The organism is Chryseobacterium culicis (genome assembly GCF_900108365.1).
GTDB lineage: Bacteria > Bacteroidota > Bacteroidia > Flavobacteriales > Weeksellaceae > Chryseobacterium > Chryseobacterium culicis.
The window spans coordinates 832101-852821 of the sequence record NZ_FNWQ01000002.1 but is presented as its reverse complement, the minus strand read 5'-3'; the positions used below and the strand labels follow the sequence as shown (position 1 = coordinate 852821).

The following is a 20721-nucleotide window of genomic DNA, read 5'->3' as shown; positions in this document are numbered from 1 at the left end:
AGATTTTGACAAATATATAAAAAAAATCGGTTTTTTTATGAAATATATAATCTTAGCTGAATTCAATATAAATATTTTCGCCTACATTCAGTCCAAACAGGCTTTTGGCGCCGTTTTTCTTGCTTCCTTTATAGATTGTAAGCTCCAATAATTGACTATCATTGAAGATGGCAGCAGACTGCCCGTGGAATTCTGTCTCCCTTTCCCAGTCTGAAACCACCTCTGTATGGCTGGAAAATATTCTTGAAAGGCTTAAATTCCTGAATTTTATAGTAAAACCGTTATAACCTTTGCTGATATTTTCAAAAAAGTCTTTGTTGATATTTGAGATTATATTTCCGAAATTATCAATATAAGTAACTTCACCAATGATCATTCCTTCAGACTCATTGTATACTGCTCTCGGGAACATCAGCTGCTTAGCTGAAGGTATTTTTCTTCCTATCACCTCCGGAAGCCCGCCATTGGCAAGATGTACTGCTGCCGGGACAAAAATATCGGTAGAGGTGAAATTGATGACGTCATCGAAACGGTTATTCAGGGTAAGCTCATAAATAGCTTCCGGTTTAATATCGAAAAATATTAGGCTTAAAAGGCCGTTATCTGCTGCCAGAAAGTAAGAGCCGTCAGCTTTATAAATGAGATTTTTTCTTGATTTATGATGAAAACTGTCTACCGAAAGGATATGAATGCTTCCTTTCGGGAAATATTTATAAGCATTTCTTACAATGTAAGAGGTCTGTATAAGATTAAATGCCTGGATTTCGTGGGTGATATCAATAATATTAACCTCAGGGTTTAGCGACAGAATTTTGCCTTTTACAGCGGCAACTCTGTAATCTAAATTTCCGAAATCCGAAGTAAGGGTAATAATTGACATGAGCAATTTATAGAATAGTGTAGTATTGCAAAGTTATTTAAAATAAAAAGAATGCCGGAAAGATTGTTGAAAAGAATTTGATATAAATTTGAAAAAAAGCTTTAATTTTAAGATCTAAAAATAAAAATACTGCATGTTTGAATTAACATATGATTTGGAAGATATCGACGCGAAAATCTTCTATGGAGTTAATAACCAATATTTCAACTTAATAAAATCAAGCTTTCCAACCATCAAAATCACAGGAAGAGATCATTTTATCTTTGCGATGGGAAATCAGGAGGCTCTAGACATACTGAAACAAAAACTGGACGATATCGTCAGCTTTATCTCCAAAAACAATTCAATAGGACTGAAAGACGTTGAAAATATATTGAATATTAAAGACGAAAACGAGAAACAACTGGTATTTGATCAGGATATCATCGTAAAAGGAGTTAACGGAAAAGTCATTAAAGCGAAGACGACCAACCTTAAAAAGCTGGTAAAAGAAACAGAAAAGAAGGATATGGTTTTTGCCATTGGGCCTGCAGGTACCGGGAAAACCTATACCAGCGTGGCATTGGCAGCAAGAGCTTTAAGAGATAAGGAAGTCAAAAGAATTATTCTCACCAGACCGGCTGTAGAAGCAGGGGAAAGTCTTGGATTCCTTCCCGGTGATTTGAAAGAAAAGCTGGATCCTTATTTACAGCCATTGTATGATGCCCTTCGTGATATGATTCCGCATGAAAAGCTGGAAGGTTTTATGGAGAAAAAAGTTATTGAAGTAGCTCCTTTAGCTTTCATGAGAGGACGTACTCTGGATGATGCTTTTGTGATTCTTGATGAAGCACAGAATACCACTCATGCACAGATGAAGATGTTTCTTACCAGAATGGGAATGAATGCCAAGTTCATCATCACGGGAGATCCCAGTCAGATTGACCTTCCGAAAAATCAACAGTCGGGACTGAAAGAAGCAATGAGGATTTTAAATGGTGTAAAAGAGATCGGTTTTGTCCATCTTACAGAAGAAGATGTAGTAAGACATCCTGTAGTAAGAAAGATCATCCTTGCATACAACGACGAAGAAAAAAGACTGAGAAACGATTAATCTTGAGTGGGCGAAATTGCTGTTAACCTTTTATTAACCTTTAAATGTTTAGTTAAAATTTGTTAATTTGAAAAAATTAATTAGTTTTGCAATCCTTAAATGTAAAAACTAACTAAACATGAAAAAACTTTTACTGGTTGCAGCAGTCGCTGTTATGGGAATTTCTGCAAACGCACAAGAATTTCGTTTTGGTCCGAAAGCCGGATACTCTTATTCTACAGTTAAATTAAAAGGAGACGGACAGTCTGAAAATTCAGATCCACTACATACATTTTATATTGGTGGTATCGCTGAATATAAACTGAGTGATAAATTTGCTCTTCAGGGAGAACTTTTATATTCTCCACTTGGAGGTAAAGTAAACGTGGCTGAAGCTGATCCGGATGATCCGACTGCTTTTTTAAATGTAAAAGCAAAGCAGACTTATCACACTCTTTTGGTGCCTATTTCTGCTAAGTATTTCATCACTGAAGGATTATCAGTTTCTGCAGGAGCAAGCTTTGGGGTAATTCTTTCTGCAAAGCAGAAGCTTACAGCTGATTTTGGATTCGGAATTCCGGGATTCGAGATTGATGCTAATGATGAAAGAGATATTAAAGATCAAATGAATACTTTGAATATCGCTCCGTTCCTGGGTGCTGAATATGCATTGGAAAACGGATTGTTCTTTGATGCAAGATACAACCTTGGTGTTTCTAACCTTGCCAAGCATGCAGAGGGGAATGAAAAGCTTACAAACAGCTTTGTACAGGTGGGTGTAGGTTTCAAATTCGGAGGAAACTAATTCTGAAAATCTTATCCGGAAAATAAAAAAAAACAGAACAAAAATTGTTCTGTTTTTTTTATTATGTAGTATATGATTCGTGTGATTTTTATTTATGATGAAAATAATTAGTATTTTTGCACCGTAATTCAAAGCTACTAAAAAAATGAAAAAACTATTATTACTAGGTGCTTTTGCACTTTTAGGAGGTGCTGCCCAGGCGCAGGAAGGTTTTAAAATCGGCGGACATATTGGTGTTCCCGTATCTGATGCAAGTGATGCATCTTCGTTTACATTAGGAGTAGATGCAGCTTACATGTGGAATATTGCTAAAGGTTTTGATCTTGGGGTAACCACAGGATATTCTCATTTCTTCGGAAAAGATCATTTTGATGATTTCGGATTTGTTCCTGTAGCAGTTTCCGGTAAATACAGATTCTCCGGGGCTCCTATCTTTGTAGGTTTAGACCTTGGATATGGTATTTCTACAAAAGATGGAGTAGATGGCGGTTTCTATGCACAGCCTAAATTTGGATATCAGATGTCTAAAGGAGAGTTGTATATCGGATATCAGTCTATCAGCAACAAGCGTGATCTTCCGGGATGGGGAAGATACAGCTGGAATGTAGGCGCCGTTAACCTTGGTTATAATTTCTTTATAAAATAAGAAAGCAATTGCATAATAAGAACTCCGGCCAAAGGCCGGAGTTCTTTTGTTTGTAAATATAACATGGATTTCTGTCAAAATATATATTTCAACAGGCTGACAGCCGCGAGAAAAAATGCAGAATCAGGCTCTAATGTAAACAAATGTTTAAATTTTAAGAGATAATAACTTAGATATTAATATTTTAGGTTAATTAATTTGGGTGTTTTCCCTGAATTCATGCACTTTTACAAAAAAAATAAAAATCTGAAAAAATAAATATATCGGGGTCTTGTTGAAAAAATAGAATTTTTTTATTCATAAAATTGTGAAAAACTCAACAACTTCTCCTAAGTAGGATTTATTCTTACAAAACCCTAAATTTTAATAATGATATTAATCACATTAACAAATTTTAATATTACTGGGTACCACTGTAAATTTGCCCTCAGAAAGTATTAAAATTTTTTACAATGAAAAAAATATTATTAGCGGGTGCTGTTGCACTTTTTGGTTTATCAAACGCTCAGATTGCTAAAGGAACTACATATTTATCAGGATCTGTTGGTTACTCTCAAGTAGAATCTAACAACGGTAACGATAAAAAAGAAAACTTCAATGTATTACCTACAGTTGGTTATTTCGTAAACACGAACTTAGCAATCGGATTAGGAGTAGGATACCAAACTGAAAAGAACACTGTATCTACTACTACAACTTTAGGAAACACTACAATCGTAAACGAAAGTGTAGTTAAAACTCCAGCTTTTGTTGTTGCTCCATTCGTAAGAAAATACTGGACTTTATCTGACAAGTTATATTTCTTCGGACAATTAGCAGTTCCAATGCAGTTTGGTAAAACTGAAAATGAAAGCAATTCTGTAGCTACAACTACAACAGGTTCAGGAACTTCTGTAGCATCTAGCTCTACTTCTTCTGAAGCTAAATACACTAAAATTGGTGTTACTGTGAAGCCAGGTTTGGATTATTTCCTAAACAAAAACTGGTCTATTGAAGCTACTATCGGTGAGTTCGGTTATAACAACTACAAGCCAAAAGATGGTGATGCTACCAACAACTACAACTTCGGATTGAATTTATCTTCTGTAACTTTCGGAGTTAAATATGTATTTGCAAAATAATAAACAAAGCATATAGCAAGAAAGCCCTGAGAAATCTTAGGGCTTTTTCTCTATTTAAAAACTAATATAATAGTCATGAAAAAAATCGTATTGATGGGCGCTGTTGCACTCTTTGGATGGTCACACGCACAGATTGCAAAAGGAACTTCTTACCTTTCAGGACAGGTAGGATATTATCACAATGAGAAAAACGAATTTGAAACCAAGAGAAAGGAAGATGTGATCAGAATCCTTCCTACAGCTGGTTATTTCGTTAATAACAACTTGGCAGTAGGACTTGGTATAGGCTATAAAAGTGCCGTTACAAAATATAACGTTAGGGGTTTCGGATTTATTAATACCATCGAGATTAAAAATACAGATAATGCTTTTGTTGTTGCTCCATTCGTGAGAAAATACTGGACTTTATCTGATAAATTATACATATTCGGACAATTACAGGTTCCGTTGGAATTGGGAAAGGAAAAAATGGATTTTAACAGTGAAGGTGACGGCGGAGACCCTATACTTTCCGCTCCGTTTACACAAAAAAATAACTATACCAACATCGGAGTGAATATCAAGCCGGGATTAGATTATTTCGTCAGTAAAAACTGGTCCATTGAAGCAACAATAGGGGAGTTTGGCTACAATAGCTACAAAAGAGATGTTGAAGGTGCTAAAAGAAATAATAGCTACAAATTTGACCTTAATCTGGCTGCCGTTACTTTTGGAGTAAAATATATATTTGCAAAATAGTAAACAAAGCATATAGTAAGAAAGTCCTGAGGTTTCTCAAGGCTTTTTTGTATTTTTGCAAACATTTTTTTAATACAATAAATCATGAAAAAAATTTTATTAGCGTCTGCAATCGCTTTATTTGCAGGTTTAAATGCACAAACTACATTCGGTGTAAAAGCAGGTTATGCTTTGTCAACATTAAATTCCGATGCTAATAGTGTCAATTTTGACGGGATAGGAGCAAGTCTTAAATCCAAATCCGGTTTTTATATCGGAGGTTTGGTTGAGCATAAACTGAACAATAAATTTGCGTTACAGGGAGAAGTGGAATATGCTAACCTGGGAGGTAAAGCAGTAGTAAAAGCTTCTGGAGTTACCGTAACGGAAAAACTGCATTTTAACAGAATTGTTATTCCTGTATCTGCAAGATATTATGCAACTCCTGAACTAGGGCTTTATGCCGGTCCATACGTGAGTTTCAGAACCAATACAAAAGTTAAAATTGAAGTGAGTGGGGCGCAGTCGAATCCATCTGCTATCAACGAAGGTGAAAAATACCTTGAAAATTATTTTGATAATGGTCTGAAGTCTACAGAATTCGGTTTATTCTTAGGAGCTGATTATAATGTGTATAAAGGATTATTTGTAGATGCGCGCTACAGCTTCGGTCTTACGAATATGATCAAAAATCCGGTGGACGGAGAAAAACTCAAAATGAATTTCTTCCAGTTAGGAATAGGGTACAAGTTTAAATAAACAGATCCGGTATAAAAATAAAAACTCTCAGAATTTCTGAGAGTTTTTTTATAAATGATCTTGTATTTCTTATTTTCCAAACATGCCACCCATTCCAGGCATATTTGGCATTTTGCTCATCATCTGCATCATTTGCTTTCCTTGAGGGCCCTGCATCATTTTCATCATTTTACCCATCTGATCGAACTGTTTCATCAGTTGATTCACATCTTCTATTTTTCTTCCTGCTCCTTTGGCAATTCTTCCCTTTCTCTGAGTGTTGATGATAGAAGGTCTTCTTCTTTCTTCAGGAGTCATAGAGTAAATAATCGCTTCAATGTGCTTGAATGCATCATCACTGATTTCTACGTCCTTAATTGCTTTTCCAACTCCGGGAATCATTCCCATAAGGTCTTTCATGTTACCCATCTTCTTGATCTGGTTGATCTGCTTAAGGAAATCATCAAAACCGAACTCGTTTTTAGCAATTTTTTTGTGAAGTTTTTTCGCTTCTTCTTCATCAAACTGTTCCTGAGCTCTTTCTACTAAGGAAACAACGTCTCCCATTCCCAGGATTCTGTCTGCCATCCTTTCCGGGTAGAAAAGATCTAAAGCTTCCATTTTTTCCCCTGTGGAGATAAACTTAATTGGCTTTTCAACAACGGAACGGATCGTTAATGCAGCTCCCCCTCTTGTATCACCATCTAATTTTGTTAAAACAACTCCGTCAAAGTTCAAAGCATCATTGAAGGCTTTTGCCGTATTCACAGCATCCTGACCTGTCATTGAGTCAACAACGAATAACGTTTCGTTAGGCTTAATGAAGTAATGTACAGATTTGATCTCGTTCATCATCTGCTCATCAATAGCTAAACGACCTGCTGTATCCACGATCACAACATCATGACCGTTTGCTTTTGCAAAATTGATCGCATTTTCAGCAATAGTAGATGGATTGGTAGCACCTTCTTCAGTATAAACAGGAACTTTGATCTGTCCTCCCAATACTTTCAGCTGATCAATCGCTGCAGGACGGTAAACGTCACATGCTACCAATAAAGGTTTTTTATTTCTTTTTGTCTGTAAATAATTAGCAAGTTTTCCTGAGAAAGTAGTCTTACCAGATCCCTGAAGACCAGCAATAAGGATTACAGAAGGTTTTCCTGAAAGATTGATTCCTTCCTGGGAACCTCCCATAAGGTCTACCAGTTCGTCATGAACAATTTTAGTCATCAGCTGTCCCGGAGTAAGGGAAGTAAGAACGTTCTCTCCTAATGCTTTATCCTGAACTCTTTTGGTAAGATCTTTTGCAACCTTATAGTTAACGTCGGCATCTACCAATGCTCTTCGGATCTCCTTTACGGTTTCCGCCACATTGATTTCGGTAATTTTTCCTCTACCGGAAATATTGTGTAATGCCTTGTCTAATTTATCCTGTAAACTATTAAACATATTTATTGTAAATTATAGGTTTGCAAAAATAAGGAATTTTTAGCATATCTAAACTGTCCTGCACGTAATATTATATAGATAAGAAAAATGATATATATCAAATCTTATGATAATACGATAGAAAAAGTCTATTTTTGCGGTCAATTAAAATTTAGAATGAAAATCAATCCCAATATTCTTGTTGTCATTTTATTCTTCCTGACGTTTCTGGCGCATTTTTCCCTTTGGAAATTTGTTTTTCATCTGAATGAAATTGTCATTATTAAATTTTATCTTTTTTTGAGTGTCATGTTTATGATGATGATCACTCTAATTATTTTAATCAATAGGGTGGCACCGGAATTTTTAGGATTGTCTGTCATCGGTTTGATCCTTTTAAAATTTGGTTTAATGTACCTGATCAGAAAAAAACTGAACTTTGAAGTGATTCCAGGCTACAAATTTCATTTTATAATTCCTTATTTTGTCCTGACAGCCCTGCTTACATACTATGCAATCAAGCTGATTAATCATGATAAAAAACAGTAAAATAATTTATTGAAACTAGAAAAAATATCATATTTTTGCACAACGAAAAAAACCTATCAATGTTTAAGAAATTCGCAGTTTTATTCTACAGTATTTTTGTATTAAACTTAGTGTCTGCACAGCACGGAGAAGCTACTGCTGGGGCAGCTCCTGCTCAAGAGCTTTCAGAGAAAGACAAAGTGAGCAAAGAAAACAAAGAGTTCATCGATCATCACTTGTTGGATGCACATGATTTCACATTGATGGTTGATAAAGAAGGTCACCACATTGGTTTTCCTCTTCCTGTTATTATATATGATAACGGTTTTCACTCTTTCATGAGCAACAAGGAAGGGTTTATGCACGGAGAACCTACTGAAGTTGATGGAAATTTTTATGTATTGCACCATGAAAAAATCTATAAAACTGATTCAGCTGGAACTTTAACGCTGGATGACCACGGCCACCCAACTAACGAAAAGCCATTAGATCTTTCAATAACAAAGAGTGTGCTGATTATTTTATTAGTTTCAATATTTATGTTAGTGTTGTTCGGGGGTATGGCTAAGTCTTACAAAAAGTCAGTTGTTCCTACAGGAGCTGCAAGATTTTTAGAGCCATTAATCATTTTCGTAAGAGATGAAGTTGCTATTCCAAACATCGGACATAAGTATAAGAGATTCATGGGTTATTTATTAACCGTATTCTTCTTTATTCTTTTCCTGAACGTTTTAGGATTAATGCCATTCGGAATTAATGTTACAGGTAATATTACAATGACATTCTTCTTGGCGATCCTTACTTATTTAATTACTACATTCTCTGCTAATAAAGATTACTGGAAGCACATCTTCTGGATGCCGGGAGTTCCTGTACCGATGAAATTGATCATGTTGCCAATCGAATTATTAGGAACAATCACTAAACCATTTGCTTTGATGATCCGTCTTTTTGCAAACATGACTGCAGGTCACATCGTTGTAATGAGTTTGATCGGATTGATCTATGTATTTAAGAACTTTATCGCAGGTGTTGCTTTCCCGTTCTTAACATTGGTAATCTATTTATTGGAAGTGTTAGTAGCGTTCCTGCAGGCTTATATCTTTACCATGTTATCTGCGCTGTTTATCGGAATGGCAGTAGAAGAGCACGAGCACGAACATCATGCAGCTCACTAATTGAAATTGTAAATTAAAGTAAAACAAATTTTTTAAAATTATATATTATGGAAATCCCTAAAATTGTAGGTGCTGGTATCGTAGTACTAGGTGTAGGTATCGGTCTTGGTAAAATCGGAGCTGCTGCTCTTGAAGCTATCGCTAGACAACCTGAGCAATCTGGAAAAATCCAAACAGCTATGCTTATCGCAGCTGCACTTGTTGAAGGTGTTGCGTTTGCTGCTCTATTCGCAGTAAACTAATTAAAATCAGACCATTATCTGTGACGGTTGGTTACAGATAATGGTTCTTTAAAAAAAGTAATAATTATTTATACATTTATATAATGGAATTAATTCATCAGTTTTCATCAGGATTATTTATTATCCAGTCTGTTATTTTTCTAGCATTATTATTTTTGTTAGGTAAATTCGCTTGGAAACCTATTTTAAAGTCTATCAATGACAGAGAAACATCTATTGTTGACGCTCTTAATCAAGCTAAATTAGCTAGAAAAGAAATGGAAACTTTAAAAGAGGATAACGAAAGAATCATTCGTGAAGCTAAAATCGAAAGAGATGCTATCCTTAAAGAAGCCAGAGAAATTAAAGACAGAATCGTAGGGGAAGCTAAAGATGTTGCTAAAGCTGAAGGAGACAAAATGATCGAAGCTGCTAAACAGACTATCAATGCTGAGAAAAATGCTGCTATGGCAGACATCAAAACTCAAATCGGTACTTTATCTGTAAACATTGCTGAGTCTATTTTGAAACAAAAATTAGACAACAGCGAAGCTCAAAACGAATTAGTTCAAAATTATTTAAACAAATCAAACCTTAACTAAGAATGCTTACATCTAAAGTAGCTAAAAGATACGCACAAGGTTTACTTGATTTCACAAACGAGTCAGGTCAAACGGCTACTGTATTTTCTGAAATGAAAGATGTAGTAAAGATCATGAAAGAGTCTGCGGACTTAAATAAATTTTTCATGACTCCTTATATCGATTCTAAAAAGAAAATAGAAGTAGCAAACGAAATTTTCAAAGGTTTATCTGTTTCTTCTCAGAACCTGATCAGATTGGTGATTAAGCATGGCCGTGAAAATCAACTGAAAAATATCGCTCAGGAATTCATTAATAAAGTAGAAGACCTTAGCGGTGTACAAAGAGTAACGCTTACTACAGCAACTTCACTTTCAAAAGAAAATATTGACCAGATTTTAAGATCTACTAATCTTGTCAATGCTGATTCAAACTTTGACCTGAAAGTGATTGTTAAGCCTGAAATTCTTGGAGGATACGTTCTGAGAGTAGGTGACCAGCAGGTAGACGCGTCTGTGAAGACAAAACTGAACCAAGTTAAAAAAGATTTCCAATTAAATTAAGAAAAACAACCATACAATGGCAGAAATAAATCCGGCAGAAGTATCTGCGATCTTAAAACAGCAATTGGCCAACTTCGATACTCAATCAAACGTTGAGGAAGTAGGTACAGTTTTAACCATCGGTGATGGTATTGCTCGTGTATACGGGTTAGAAAACGTACAATACGGAGAGTTGGTGAAATTTTCTAGTGATGTAGAAGGTATTGTACTTAACCTTGAAGAAGACAACGTGGGTGTTGCTCTACTTGGTGAAAGTAAATTAGTAAAAGAAGGTGATACAGTAAGAAGAACAAACAGAATCTCTTCTATCAAAGTAGGAGAAGGTATGTTAGGAAGAGTAGTAGATACTCTTGGTAACCCTATCGATGGTAAAGGTCCTATTACTGGGGATTTATACGAAATGCCATTGGAAAGAAAGGCTCCTGGAGTAATCTTCAGACAGCCGGTAACTGAGCCTTTACAGTCTGGTATCGTTGCTATTGATGCGATGATCCCTGTAGGAAGAGGTCAGAGAGAGCTTATCATCGGTGACAGACAGACAGGTAAAACTACTGTTGCTATTGATACGATCATCAACCAAAAAGAATTCTTTGATGCTGGTAATCCAGTATATTGTATATATGTTGCTATCGGTCAGAAAGCTTCTACTGTAGCACAAATTGTTAAAACCCTTTCTGATAAAGGTGCTTTGGCTTATACGGTAATTGTTGCAGCTAACGCATCAGACCCGGTTCCAATGCAGGTATATTCTGCAATGGCAGGAGCTTCTATCGGTGAGTTCTTCAGAGACACTGGTAGACCTGCGCTTATCGTTTATGATGATTTATCTAAACAAGCTGTTGCTTACCGTGAGCTTTCTCTACTATTGAGAAGACCACCGGGCCGTGAAGCTTACCCTGGAGACGTATTCTACCTTCACTCAAGACTATTGGAAAGAGCAGCAAAAGTAATCGCTGATGATAACATTGCCAAGCAAATGAACGATTTGCCGGAGTCTCTTAAACCAATCGTAAAAGGAGGTGGTTCATTAACAGCCCTTCCAATTATCGAAACTCAGGCTGGTGACGTTTCTGCGTATATCCCTACAAACGTAATCTCTATTACAGACGGACAGATCTTCCTGGAGTCTGATCTATTCAACTCAGGGGTACGTCCTGCGATCAACGTGGGTATCTCTGTATCAAGGGTAGGAGGTAACGCTCAGATCAAATCAATGAAAAAAGTTTCTGGTACATTAAAACTTGACCAGGCTCAGTATAAAGAACTTGAAGCGTTTGCTAAATTCGGTTCTGACCTTGATGCTTCTACTTTAGCGGTGATCTCTAAAGGAGAAAGAAACGTGGAAATCCTTAAGCAGCCGGTAAATGCACCACTTCCTGTAGACAGCCAGGTAGCAATCGTTTATGCTGGAACAGAAAACTTAATGAGAAACGTTCCGTTAAACAAGATTAAAGAATTCCAGCACGAGTATATCGAGTTCCTGAGATCTAAGCACCCTGATACAATGGCTGCTATTAAATCTGGAAAAATTGATAACGATATTACCAGCGTTCTTAAGCAGGCAGCTAACGATTTAGCATCTAAATACAACTAAAAAATTCAATGTTTAAGGTTTAAAATATAGCGTTTTAAGCCTTAAACTTTAGACCTTAAACTTTGAACCCAAATTAATGGCAAACTTAAAAGAAATACGAGGCAGAATTACGTCAATTTCATCTACGATGCAGATTACACGTGCTATGAAGATGGTTTCCGCAGCGAAACTAAAAAAAGCACAGGATGCAATCGTAATGTTGAGACCTTATTCTGAAAAATTACAGGAGCTTATCCAGAATGTAAATTCTAGCTCTGATCCTGATCAGATTTCTGTATATGCTCAGAAAAGAGAGGTTAAAAGAGTACTATTCATCGCTGTTACTTCAAACAGAGGTCTTGCGGGAGCTTTTAACTCTTCTATCGTAAAAGAGCTTAACCTTCAGTTTCAGAACAACGCTCAGTACGAGATTGAAGTTCTTCCTGTAGGTAAAAAAGTATATGATGCTGTAAGAAAAAGCCGTACGGTATATACTAACGGAAGCTCTGTTTATGATAATCTTAGCTTCGACGCAGTTGCTCATATCACGGAAGGTGTAATGACCAGCTTCAAAGAAGGTAAATTTGACGAAGTGTATGTTATCTATAACAAATTCGTTAATGCGGCTACTCAGGAAGTAACTACAGAAAAACTTCTTCCGATCTCAATGCCTGAAAACACTGAGCCGCAAGTAGAAACTGATTATATCTTTGAACCTAACAGAACAGAGATTCTTGATAATTTGATTCCAAAGTCTATCAAAACTCAGGTTTTCAAAGCTATTCTGGATTCAGTAGCATCTGAGCACGGAGCGAGAATGACCGCTATGCACAAAGCGACAGATAATGCGGAAGCTTTGAGAAATGATCTTAAGATCTTCTACAACAAAGCAAGACAGGCGGCAATTACCAACGAAATTTTGGAAATTGTTTCCGGAGCAGAAGCTTTGAAAAATTCTTAAAGAATTATTTTACTATACCACGAAAAGCACCGATAATTTCGGTGCTTTTTTATTGAAATAAATTCAGAAAACGTTACTTAGGGCTCAAAAACCTTCTTTTTTCAAAGAAATGAATATACACTTCAATTATTTTTTTTATTAAAAAATAGCAATGTTATGTCGCTTCATTTTATGCTTTGGAAAAATCATTAATTGAAATAATCAATCCCGGATTCAGGTTATTTTTATTTTACATATCTTTGTACTTAATAAAATATATACAATCTCTAAATGGACTCGGACATAGTCAGGCTTTTGCTGGCCTTATTTCTTGTTTTACTAAATGGCTTTTTCGTAGCCGCAGAATTTTCAATTGTTAAAGTTCGTTACTCACAAATTCAGTTAAAAGCCGCAGAAGGAAACTCTATGGCAAAACAGGCAGAACATATCATTAAGCATCTTGATGAATATCTTTCCGCTACACAATTAGGAATTACATTAGCATCCCTTGCCCTGGGTTGGGTAGGTGAAAGTGCGCTGCATCATATTGTTGAAAATATTTTCACCTCTTTGAGTATTGATCTTACACAGACAACAATTACCACAATTTCAGTGGTAACCAGTTTTGTATTGATTACCATCATGCATATTGTATTTGGTGAGCTTATTCCGAAATCTATCGCGATCAGAAAATCTGAAGCCACTACAATGGCGACTGCTGTTCCGTTAAGAGTCTTCTACACCATTTTTAAACCGTTTATCTGGTTAATGAACTCCATGTCAAATGGTTTCTTAAGACTGGTTAAAATTCACCCTGCTTCTGAACAGGAAATTCATTCTACGGAAGAACTTCAGCTTTTGGTAAAACAAAGTGCAGACAGCGGTGAAATTGAAGAGGAGAACTACGAGATCATCAAAAATGCATTTGATTTTACAGACCACTCTGCAAAGCAGATCATGGTTCCAAGACAGAATATTACTTCCATAGATTTTGAAGAAGATATCAACGATATTATTAACAAAATTATGGACAGCGGTTATTCCCGTATTCCAGTTTATATTGATTCTATTGACAATATCATCGGAATTTTCTACACAAAGGAAATCATCAGAGAATTTGTGAAGAGAAAAGGGGAACTGGATCATGAAGACCTCAAAGACTTAATGCGAGATGCCTTTTTTGTAGTAGAAAGTAAAAAAGTTTCAGACCTTCTGAAAACTTTCCAGCTGAAAAAACAGCATATTGCCATTGTAATTGATGAATTTGGAGGAACTGAAGGAATTATTACATTGGAAGATATTCTGGAAGAACTTGTGGGCGAAATTCAGGATGAAGAAGACGATGAAGAAAAGATTGTTGATAAAATAGCAGATAATACCTATTGGGTGCAGGCTACACAGCCTTTGGATGAAATTAACGAATTCCTGCCTAAAAAACTACCACTTTCCGAAGAAAGCGAGTACAATTCATTAGCCGGATTTATCCTGTATGAGCTGGAGGAAATCCCTGAAGAAAATCAGGAGTTTGATCTTGAAAATTATCATTTTAAGATTCTGAAAATGAATAATAAAAGTGTAGAACTTGTAGAGCTGGTCTATCATGAGCCTAACGCTATTGATAGTCTGGCAGATAAAATAGGAGAAGTGTAAAAGAATGAAAATGAGTTTTTATAACAGCATAAAAGATTACGAAAACCCGAAACGTCAGTACGAAGAAGAAGTTCTCGTTCTGGATGATACGGATGAAGTATATAAACTGGTACTGCATAATGACGATGTGCATACCTTTGATTATGTAATAGACTGCCTGATTGAAATATGCAAACACACACTGGAGCAGGCTGAGCAATGCACAATTCTAGTTCATTATAAAGGCAAGTGTACCGTAAAAACAGGTTCAATGGATGTTTTGAAACCTATGCATGAAAAATTAATTTCGCGCGAATTAACAAGCGAAATCGTTTAAAATAAAAAAACCGGCAATCAATTGGCCGGTTTTTTTATTGAATCCGGAGAAGAATGCTGTAGAATAACAATAAATCATAAGGACTAACGGGATTCCGGCTCATCTTTCAATCCTTAAATGCTTTAATCTTTTAATTTCTCAACACTCTTACATTGTCATATTTTATCTAAAATAGTATATTTGTACCAACTATAAAGAAACAAAAAAACAATGCTTGTAATAGGAATTGCCGGTGGTACAGGATCCGGCAAAACTACAGTTGTTGATAAAATACTTCAGCAGCTTGATATTGAGGGAATGAATATCCTCTCTCAGGATAATTATTATCACGACAACCAAGGTCTTACATTAACGGAAAGAGAAGCTCTAAACTATGACCATCCGAAATCTATAGACTTTGACCTGCTGATAAAACATGTAAAAGCTTTAAAAAATAATGAGTCTATCGAGCAGCCTATTTATAGCTTTGTCACGCATTCCAGAACAGGAGATCATGTCACTGTAGAACCTAAAAACGTATTGGTAGTAGAAGGAATTCTTGTTCTTACTAACAAAGAATTACTGAAAGAATTTGATTTGAAAGTATTTGTACATGCAGATTCTGACGAAAGACTGATCAGGAGGATCAGAAGAGATACCCAGGAAAGGGGAAGAGATCTTAGCGAAGTATTACACCGTTATCAGACTACATTGAAGCCCATGCACCAGGAATTCATCGAGCCGTCTAAAAATGATGCCGATCTTATTATTCCCAATATGAAGCAGAATTCCGTAGCCATTGATTTTTTAACTACCGTTATTAAAAACTCATTGAAAAAACACTAGAAAAATATGGAAGAAAACAACCTTATCAAAGACATTCAGCCGAAATCTGAAACATTCAAGCTTATCCAGAAATATGTTTTGAACAAGTATACCATTACGATCTGTCTGTTTTTGGTATGGATGATTTTTTTCGATAAAACCTCGTTTCTTGTCATCAATGAGCTGAATGGCGAAATTAATAAGTATGAAGATCAGCTGGAGTACTATAAAAAGGAATACGAGAAAAATGATGCTTTTTACAAAAAGCTGATGAACAATAAATCAGAAAAGGAAAAGTATGCAAGAGAGAATTATTTTATGAAGAAACCGAATGAAGAGATCTTCATTCTGGTGGTAGACAGTACAAAAGTTGCTAAAAAGTAATAAAAGTTGAATAAAATTATGTTGATGCCAGATTTTTAGCTTTAAGAATGCTCCATCAACAATTCAAAAATAAAAAAACTAATGTCAAATACAGATATACTTTCAAACTGGGAAAATCTAGTTAAAAAACAGCTTAAAACGGAGGATATTTACTCTGTTTTAGAAAAACAGAACCTGGAAGGAGTAGAGGTGAAGCCTTTTTATACAGAAGTTCAGAAACCTCTGTCCAATCTTCCCAGAGTTGAAGAAAGCACCCATCTGGTAGCAAGATACCATGAAAGTCTGGAAGAAGAAGTATTTGCATTTGTTCTTGATCAGAATGTAGAAAATCTTGATCAGAAGACCATTTTTGTTAATAACAAAGAACTTGCAGGGCATATCAGTCCCAAAGAAGAAGACCAGTATTTTTCGCTGATAGATGTTTTTAATGAAAAAGAAGGAAGCATTGATGATCAGCTCGTAAAAGAATTACTGGCCAAAGAATTTAAAAGAAGCATCTGTGTAGACATCTCACTGCACCAAAATGCCGGAGCCGCCATCTGTCAGCAGCTTGGAATTGCTCTTGCAAAGGCCAAGGAACTGGTAGAAGCTTACGGATCGGAAATTATACATAAACTGATCTTCAGAATAGCTGTAGGAGGTAACTATTTCTTTGAAATGGCCAAACTGAGAGCATTTAAGATGGTTTTCAACCAGTTTTCCAAAGAATATGGGCTGGATGAAGTTCCATACATTTTTGCAGAGACTTCATTGCGAAATAAAGCGGTTGCTGACAACGAAAACAACCTGATCCGCTCTACATTAGAGCTGGCTTCTGCAATGATCGGAGGTGCGGATGCTGTTTTTTCTAATAATTATCTTGTTGACAGGAGTACAGATAATTCAGAAGAAATCTCTTTCAAACAGCAGATTGTTCTCGCTTACGAAAGCATTATCAATGTATTTGAAGATGCTTCCAACGGAAGTTACTACGTAGAAGATATCACCCGTCAGTTTGCGGAAAAAGCATGGGATCTATTTGTGGAAATTGAAGAAGCTGGAGGATATCTTAAGTTAATACAGCAGGGAACTATCCAGAAAAAAATCTACGATCATGCAATAGAAGAGCAGCAATGGATTGAAGAAGGAAAAATAAAACTGATAGGAGTGAATCTCTACCCAAAATTAGATGTTAAAAAGACTATCGCAGATCTTTACAACGAAAAAGAAATTAAAGCAGTTCGCTGGGCTGAAATGTTTGAGTGAAAACATCTACTAATACCATGAAAAAAAGTTTTTTGATTTTCCTTTTATTGTTTTTCGGATTATGTTTTTCTCAAAGTGAGAAAGATTTATATGGAAAATGGGTTGGAACAGACGCAGGTAGCTATGGCTCATTTACATTTTTTTCCGACGGCTATATAAAAGCAGAGCTTGACGGATTGAATATTGACGGCAGAAATTATGTAATTCCTGACGGCCCCAATAAAGGTAAAATCGGACATGTGAAATATACTGCTGATTTTTCAAAAAAAATTATCAAATTCAATCTGATCGGATCATACAATGATTTCGATAATAAACTGGAAGAAAGTAAGTTTTTAAGCGGACTGATTCAGTTTATTAATGAAAATGAATTGCAGATGTTCTTCGACTTTGAAAACAAAAATCCGGCAGATATTGATCCTGCATCTCCAAATGTAATAATATTGCATAGAGAAAAAGACTTATAGTATTAGAAATGAAAGAAAAACTGATTGATTTATTTGAATATACCCGTCATTTCAATATGGAGATGATTAAAGTGATCTCTGAAAACAGAGCACTTGTAGACGATAAAACAGTTAGTTTCATTAATCACACGCTTAACGCACAACAGATCTGGAATGCCCGGATATTGGGAGAGGAAACCTTTGAAGTATGGCAGATCAATCCCTTTGAATCTCTGGTAGAGCTCAATCAGAAGAACTTTCTTAAAAGCATTGATATTATTAACAATCGTGATTGGGACACCAAGATAGAATATCAGAACTCAAAAGGAACAAAGTTTGAGAATACCGTCTTTGAAATGCTTTTTCATGCAGTAAACCACTCCACCTATCACAGAGGGCAAATCAACGCTTTGCTTAAGCAGAACGGTATAACCACGGTGTTGACTGACTATATTTTTTATAAGAGATAATTTTAGTAAATAATCATTTTCTGGAAAGATTTTGTGTAGATTTATAAAAACACAAAATGCAAATATTATGAAAGAAAATGAGATAAGTTTTTTTATCAGAAAATCCATATTTTCTGTGTATAATGAACTTGGCCCAGGGCTTTTGGAAAAAGTTTATGAAAAAGTTTTAGCTTATGAACTTGAGAACAACGGATTAAAAGTGAATACTCAAGTTCCAATGAAAGTTAAATTCAGAGATATTATTATTGACTCTAGTTTTATTGCAGATATAATTGTTGAAGATAAAATTATTATAGAAGTGAAAGCGGTCACAGAAATAGCGAATATCCATCATCAGCAGTTATTAACCTATTTAAAGTTAACAGGCTTAAAATTAGGGATTCTTGTTAATTTTAATACTGATTATATTAGCAAAAGTATTATTCGGAAAGTAAGAGGGAGTTTAGATTAACCTTCTAAAAATAACCACAGATGATACGGATTTTCACAGATGATTGTGCCTATTTTTTTATTAATTAAAAAGAAAAAGATTACGAGAGTATCTCTGTCTTGAGACATATTAGAAAATAAAATAAGATATAAAAATCGGCGAAAACCCTTATTTTCTATAATTAAAAATAACTATAAATTGTACAAAATTTTAAAATAAAAAGAGAAAGTATCTCTGGATTGAACTAAATAAAACATAAACATCTGTGAAAATCTGTGTCATCTGTGGTTAAAATATCAAACAAAGAAATCCAAAACTATATCAATGCAAATCTAAAAACAGATCTGCACTCATTGTTATTAAAAAAATCCCCATTTCCAGAAGTTTCCATGCAGGAAATTGTTCAGCAGATCAAAGGAAAACAGGTCGCAGAGAGAAAATTTCCATTTCTCTTGAAAGAAGGCATTATCTTTCCGCCACAGCTTAATCTGGAGCAGTCATCATCTGAAAAAACAGCTCTTTACAAATCTGAACTTCTGAGAGGGAGCACATTTCTTGATCTTACCAGTGGTTTTGGTATTGATGCCTATTATCTCTCACAAAATTTTGATCATATTACATTAGTAGAACAGAATACTGAGCTTTTAAAAATTGTGGAGCATAACTGGGCTGTTTTAGATCGTAAAGCAAAGTTTATCAATCTAAAGCTTGAAGATTTTTTAGACGAAAATCAGGACTATTTTGATGTTATTTATCTTGATCCGGCCAGAAGAGACGAGCAGAAAAACAAAGTTTTTCTTTTGGAAGACCTTTCTCCTGATATCCTTGAAATTCAGGGGAAATTACGCTCTGCTTCCGGACAGGTGGTTATCAAACTTTCCCCGCTTATTGATCTTAAATATCTTATTTCGGTATTACCGGGAATTTCACGCATTGATATTATCGCTTTGAAAAATGATGTAAAGGAAGTAGTTGTCTTTTTATCTCATGAGCATACAGATGAAATTATCTGTAACTGTGTAAATCTTGAAAGCGGAGAAGAAGCCTTTGCATTCACATTCGGAGAAGAAGAGAAAGCTCAGGCGGAATATGCTGAGCCTGAAAAGTACATTTATATTCCCAATCATTCTATCCTGAAAGCCGGTGTTTTTAATTTGATCTCGCAAAAATTCGGAGTGAAAAAACTGCATCCTAACAGCCATTTGTATACTTCGGCTGAAAAAAATGAAAACTTTCCCGGAAGAGTTTTGGAAATGGAAGTTGTTGATTCTAAAAAGATTAAAAAGAAAGAGCAGTTCAATATTATTTCAAAAAATTACCCTTTAAAGCCGGAAGAAATCAAAAAGAAATACGGGCTGAAAGATGGAGGAGACGGTTATCTTATTTTTACACAATCCAAAAAAGGGAAAATTATTTTAAAATCAGTATAAAAATGTTGCTGAAAAATGCAGGATTTCTTAATTTTGGGCAATCAAAAATTGAAGCATGAAATCGCGGGCTGTTTCAATAACCAAAAATAGCGCGGTTTCATAAGATTTTTAAAAAATTAAATTTTACATATGAAAAAATTGATTATATGTTTAGCTATTGCAACTGTAGCTGTTAGCTGTAAAAAAGTACCTGCGGGAGGGAATAAGAATACTCTAAAACTGGAAGAAGGAGTAGAAAGATATTCTGACGACGCACAGGGAGGAGAAGCTCACGGACACGGTCATGAAGCTGCTGCAACTGCTGAAGGACACAAAGAAGAAGCTGCGAAGCCAGAAGCTGCTGCACCTAAAACGGACAGTACTGCTGCTGCAAAACCTGCTGAAGCTGAAAAGGCTCCAAAAGCTGAACACTAATTAGTAGTACAAAATATACAAGTGCCCTGTTTCTACAGGGCATTTTTTATTAAAAAATCAGACTAAGGAGTTCAATAGCACAGGGTTGGGAAAATACTTCCTTTTTGTTTGCCTCTGCCGGTCATTTTTTTTAATTTT

25 protein-coding genes are annotated in these 20721 nt (G+C 35.5%); 23 read left to right on the top strand and 2 right to left on the bottom strand.

Annotation, left to right across the window (positions count from 1 at the left end; all coding sequences use genetic code 11):
• Positions 1 to 52: 52 nt before the first annotated feature.
• Positions 53 to 880 carry an SAM hydrolase/SAM-dependent halogenase family protein gene (locus BLW74_RS10220; RefSeq protein WP_089692307.1) on the bottom strand — a complete coding sequence of 276 codons (828 nt, stop codon included), beginning with the start codon at positions 878 to 880 and terminating at the stop codon, positions 53 to 55.
• A 133-nt stretch (positions 881 to 1013) separates the two neighbouring features.
• Between BLW74_RS10220 and BLW74_RS10215 the strand changes: the two genes are divergently transcribed.
• From BLW74_RS10215 to BLW74_RS10190, 6 genes are all read left to right on the top strand, one after another.
• Positions 1014 to 1973, top strand: coding sequence for a PhoH family protein (locus BLW74_RS10215; protein WP_002979097.1), 960 nt, complete (start codon positions 1014 to 1016; stop codon positions 1971 to 1973).
• 118 nt (positions 1974 to 2091) lie between these two features.
• Positions 2092 to 2757, top strand: coding sequence for a porin family protein (locus BLW74_RS10210; RefSeq protein WP_089692306.1), 666 nt, complete (start codon positions 2092 to 2094; stop codon positions 2755 to 2757).
• Between the two features lie 145 nt (positions 2758 to 2902).
• Positions 2903 to 3403, top strand: a complete 501-nt coding sequence (locus BLW74_RS10205) for a hypothetical protein (RefSeq protein WP_089692305.1) — start codon at positions 2903 to 2905, stop codon at positions 3401 to 3403.
• Between the two features lie 452 nt (positions 3404 to 3855).
• On the top strand, positions 3856 to 4524 hold the full coding sequence (locus BLW74_RS10200) for an outer membrane beta-barrel protein (protein ID WP_089692304.1): 669 nt from the start codon (positions 3856 to 3858) through the stop codon (positions 4522 to 4524).
• A 75-nt stretch (positions 4525 to 4599) separates the two neighbouring features.
• Complete coding sequence (locus BLW74_RS10195; protein WP_089692303.1) at positions 4600 to 5262, top strand: outer membrane beta-barrel protein; 663 nt, start codon at positions 4600 to 4602, stop codon at positions 5260 to 5262.
• A gap of 84 nt (positions 5263 to 5346) precedes the next feature.
• On the top strand, positions 5347 to 6000 hold the full coding sequence (locus BLW74_RS10190) for a porin family protein (RefSeq protein WP_089692302.1): 654 nt from the start codon (positions 5347 to 5349) through the stop codon (positions 5998 to 6000).
• 69 nt (positions 6001 to 6069) lie between these two features.
• Here BLW74_RS10190 and ffh read toward each other — a convergent pair whose 3' ends face one another.
• A complete protein-coding gene (gene ffh / locus BLW74_RS10185; RefSeq protein WP_089692301.1) occupies positions 6070 to 7431 on the bottom strand; it encodes a signal recognition particle protein in 1362 nt (453 codons plus the stop codon).
• A gap of 156 nt (positions 7432 to 7587) precedes the next feature.
• Here ffh and BLW74_RS10180 point away from each other — a divergent pair, with 156 nt between their 5' ends.
• The 17 genes from BLW74_RS10180 to BLW74_RS10100 all read left to right on the top strand — a co-directional run bounded on the left by BLW74_RS10180 (position 7588) and on the right by BLW74_RS10100 (position 20583).
• The gene (locus BLW74_RS10180; RefSeq protein WP_089692300.1) at positions 7588 to 7959 is read left to right on the top strand and encodes a hypothetical protein; all 372 of its coding nucleotides are present in this window, start codon (positions 7588 to 7590) and stop codon (positions 7957 to 7959) included.
• Positions 7960 to 8018: 59 nt separating this feature from the next.
• Positions 8019 to 9116: a F0F1 ATP synthase subunit A gene (atpB, locus tag BLW74_RS10175; RefSeq protein ID WP_089692299.1), complete on the top strand. Its 1098-nt coding sequence runs from the start codon at positions 8019 to 8021 to the stop codon at positions 9114 to 9116.
• A gap of 47 nt (positions 9117 to 9163) precedes the next feature.
• Positions 9164 to 9358 carry an ATP synthase F0 subunit C gene (atpE, locus tag BLW74_RS10170; protein ID WP_002979108.1) on the top strand — a complete coding sequence of 65 codons (195 nt, stop codon included), beginning with the start codon at positions 9164 to 9166 and terminating at the stop codon, positions 9356 to 9358.
• Positions 9359 to 9441: 83 nt separating this feature from the next.
• Positions 9442 to 9939, top strand: coding sequence for a F0F1 ATP synthase subunit B (locus BLW74_RS10165; protein ID WP_002979110.1), 498 nt, complete (start codon positions 9442 to 9444; stop codon positions 9937 to 9939).
• Between the two features lie 2 nt (positions 9940 to 9941).
• Positions 9942 to 10481 carry an ATP synthase F1 subunit delta gene (gene atpH / locus BLW74_RS10160; RefSeq protein ID WP_089692298.1) on the top strand — a complete coding sequence of 180 codons (540 nt, stop codon included), beginning with the start codon at positions 9942 to 9944 and terminating at the stop codon, positions 10479 to 10481.
• A gap of 16 nt (positions 10482 to 10497) precedes the next feature.
• On the top strand, positions 10498 to 12075 hold the full coding sequence (gene atpA / locus BLW74_RS10155) for a F0F1 ATP synthase subunit alpha (protein WP_089692297.1): 1578 nt from the start codon (positions 10498 to 10500) through the stop codon (positions 12073 to 12075).
• Between the two features lie 76 nt (positions 12076 to 12151).
• On the top strand, positions 12152 to 13015 hold the full coding sequence (atpG, locus tag BLW74_RS10150) for an ATP synthase F1 subunit gamma (protein ID WP_089692296.1): 864 nt from the start codon (positions 12152 to 12154) through the stop codon (positions 13013 to 13015).
• A gap of 270 nt (positions 13016 to 13285) precedes the next feature.
• Positions 13286 to 14644 carry a hemolysin family protein gene (locus BLW74_RS10145; protein WP_089692295.1) on the top strand — a complete coding sequence of 453 codons (1359 nt, stop codon included), beginning with the start codon at positions 13286 to 13288 and terminating at the stop codon, positions 14642 to 14644.
• Positions 14645 to 14654: 10 nt separating this feature from the next.
• Positions 14655 to 14960, top strand: a complete 306-nt coding sequence (locus BLW74_RS10140; RefSeq protein WP_089692611.1) for an ATP-dependent Clp protease adaptor ClpS — start codon at positions 14655 to 14657, stop codon at positions 14958 to 14960.
• A gap of 210 nt (positions 14961 to 15170) precedes the next feature.
• Complete coding sequence (udk, locus tag BLW74_RS10135; protein ID WP_034697618.1) at positions 15171 to 15785, top strand: uridine kinase; 615 nt, start codon at positions 15171 to 15173, stop codon at positions 15783 to 15785.
• A gap of 6 nt (positions 15786 to 15791) precedes the next feature.
• Complete coding sequence (locus BLW74_RS10130; protein ID WP_089692294.1) at positions 15792 to 16148, top strand: FtsB family cell division protein; 357 nt, start codon at positions 15792 to 15794, stop codon at positions 16146 to 16148.
• Between the two features lie 81 nt (positions 16149 to 16229).
• Positions 16230 to 17393: a methylmalonyl-CoA mutase family protein gene (locus BLW74_RS10125; RefSeq protein WP_089692293.1), complete on the top strand. Its 1164-nt coding sequence runs from the start codon at positions 16230 to 16232 to the stop codon at positions 17391 to 17393.
• 17 nt (positions 17394 to 17410) lie between these two features.
• The gene (locus BLW74_RS10120) at positions 17411 to 17860 is read left to right on the top strand and encodes a hypothetical protein (RefSeq protein WP_089692292.1); all 450 of its coding nucleotides are present in this window, start codon (positions 17411 to 17413) and stop codon (positions 17858 to 17860) included.
• A gap of 8 nt (positions 17861 to 17868) precedes the next feature.
• A complete protein-coding gene (locus tag BLW74_RS10115; protein ID WP_089692291.1) occupies positions 17869 to 18309 on the top strand; it encodes a DinB family protein in 441 nt (146 codons plus the stop codon).
• 67 nt (positions 18310 to 18376) lie between these two features.
• A complete protein-coding gene (locus BLW74_RS10110; protein ID WP_089692290.1) occupies positions 18377 to 18760 on the top strand; it encodes a GxxExxY protein in 384 nt (127 codons plus the stop codon).
• Between the two features lie 263 nt (positions 18761 to 19023).
• The gene (locus BLW74_RS10105) at positions 19024 to 20169 is read left to right on the top strand and encodes a class I SAM-dependent methyltransferase (protein WP_089692610.1); all 1146 of its coding nucleotides are present in this window, start codon (positions 19024 to 19026) and stop codon (positions 20167 to 20169) included.
• Positions 20170 to 20298: 129 nt separating this feature from the next.
• Positions 20299 to 20583, top strand: coding sequence for a hypothetical protein (locus tag BLW74_RS10100; protein ID WP_089692289.1), 285 nt, complete (start codon positions 20299 to 20301; stop codon positions 20581 to 20583).
• Positions 20584 to 20721: the final 138 nt, after the last annotated feature.

Excerpts from the sequence above, each read along its gene's own strand:
- BLW74_RS10145 (WP_089692295.1), top strand. The coding sequence starts at position 13,286 with ATGGACTCGGACATAGTCAGGCTTTTGCTGGCCTTATTTCTTGTTTTA.
- BLW74_RS10200 (WP_089692304.1), top strand. The coding sequence starts at position 3,856 with ATGAAAAAAATATTATTAGCGGGTGCTGTTGCACTTTTTGGTTTATCA.
- BLW74_RS10120 (WP_089692292.1), top strand. The coding sequence starts at position 17,411 with ATGAAAAAAAGTTTTTTGATTTTCCTTTTATTGTTTTTCGGATTATGT.
- udk (WP_034697618.1), top strand. The coding sequence starts at position 15,171 with ATGCTTGTAATAGGAATTGCCGGTGGTACAGGATCCGGCAAAACTACA.
- BLW74_RS10165 (WP_002979110.1), top strand. The coding sequence starts at position 9,442 with ATGGAATTAATTCATCAGTTTTCATCAGGATTATTTATTATCCAGTCT.
- atpB (WP_089692299.1), top strand. The coding sequence starts at position 8,019 with ATGTTTAAGAAATTCGCAGTTTTATTCTACAGTATTTTTGTATTAAAC.
- BLW74_RS10210 (WP_089692306.1), top strand. The coding sequence starts at position 2,092 with ATGAAAAAACTTTTACTGGTTGCAGCAGTCGCTGTTATGGGAATTTCT.
- atpA (WP_089692297.1), top strand. The coding sequence starts at position 10,498 with ATGGCAGAAATAAATCCGGCAGAAGTATCTGCGATCTTAAAACAGCAA.
- BLW74_RS10215 (WP_002979097.1), top strand. The coding sequence starts at position 1,014 with ATGTTTGAATTAACATATGATTTGGAAGATATCGACGCGAAAATCTTC.
- BLW74_RS10180 (WP_089692300.1), top strand. The coding sequence starts at position 7,588 with ATGAAAATCAATCCCAATATTCTTGTTGTCATTTTATTCTTCCTGACG.
- atpH (WP_089692298.1), top strand. The coding sequence starts at position 9,942 with ATGCTTACATCTAAAGTAGCTAAAAGATACGCACAAGGTTTACTTGAT.
- BLW74_RS10195 (WP_089692303.1), top strand. The coding sequence starts at position 4,600 with ATGAAAAAAATCGTATTGATGGGCGCTGTTGCACTCTTTGGATGGTCA.
- BLW74_RS10115 (WP_089692291.1), top strand. The coding sequence starts at position 17,869 with ATGAAAGAAAAACTGATTGATTTATTTGAATATACCCGTCATTTCAAT.
- atpG (WP_089692296.1), top strand. The coding sequence starts at position 12,152 with ATGGCAAACTTAAAAGAAATACGAGGCAGAATTACGTCAATTTCATCT.
- BLW74_RS10100 (WP_089692289.1), top strand. The coding sequence starts at position 20,299 with ATGAAAAAATTGATTATATGTTTAGCTATTGCAACTGTAGCTGTTAGC.
- atpE (WP_002979108.1), top strand. The coding sequence starts at position 9,164 with ATGGAAATCCCTAAAATTGTAGGTGCTGGTATCGTAGTACTAGGTGTA.
- BLW74_RS10110 (WP_089692290.1), top strand. The coding sequence starts at position 18,377 with ATGAAAGAAAATGAGATAAGTTTTTTTATCAGAAAATCCATATTTTCT.
- BLW74_RS10140 (WP_089692611.1), top strand. The coding sequence starts at position 14,655 with ATGAGTTTTTATAACAGCATAAAAGATTACGAAAACCCGAAACGTCAG.
- BLW74_RS10125 (WP_089692293.1), top strand. The coding sequence starts at position 16,230 with ATGTCAAATACAGATATACTTTCAAACTGGGAAAATCTAGTTAAAAAA.
- BLW74_RS10205 (WP_089692305.1), top strand. The coding sequence starts at position 2,903 with ATGAAAAAACTATTATTACTAGGTGCTTTTGCACTTTTAGGAGGTGCT.
- BLW74_RS10130 (WP_089692294.1), top strand. The coding sequence starts at position 15,792 with ATGGAAGAAAACAACCTTATCAAAGACATTCAGCCGAAATCTGAAACA.
- BLW74_RS10190 (WP_089692302.1), top strand. The coding sequence starts at position 5,347 with ATGAAAAAAATTTTATTAGCGTCTGCAATCGCTTTATTTGCAGGTTTA.
- BLW74_RS10220 (WP_089692307.1), bottom strand. The coding sequence starts at position 880 with ATGTCAATTATTACCCTTACTTCGGATTTCGGAAATTTAGATTACAGA.
- ffh (WP_089692301.1), bottom strand. The coding sequence starts at position 7,431 with ATGTTTAATAGTTTACAGGATAAATTAGACAAGGCATTACACAATATT.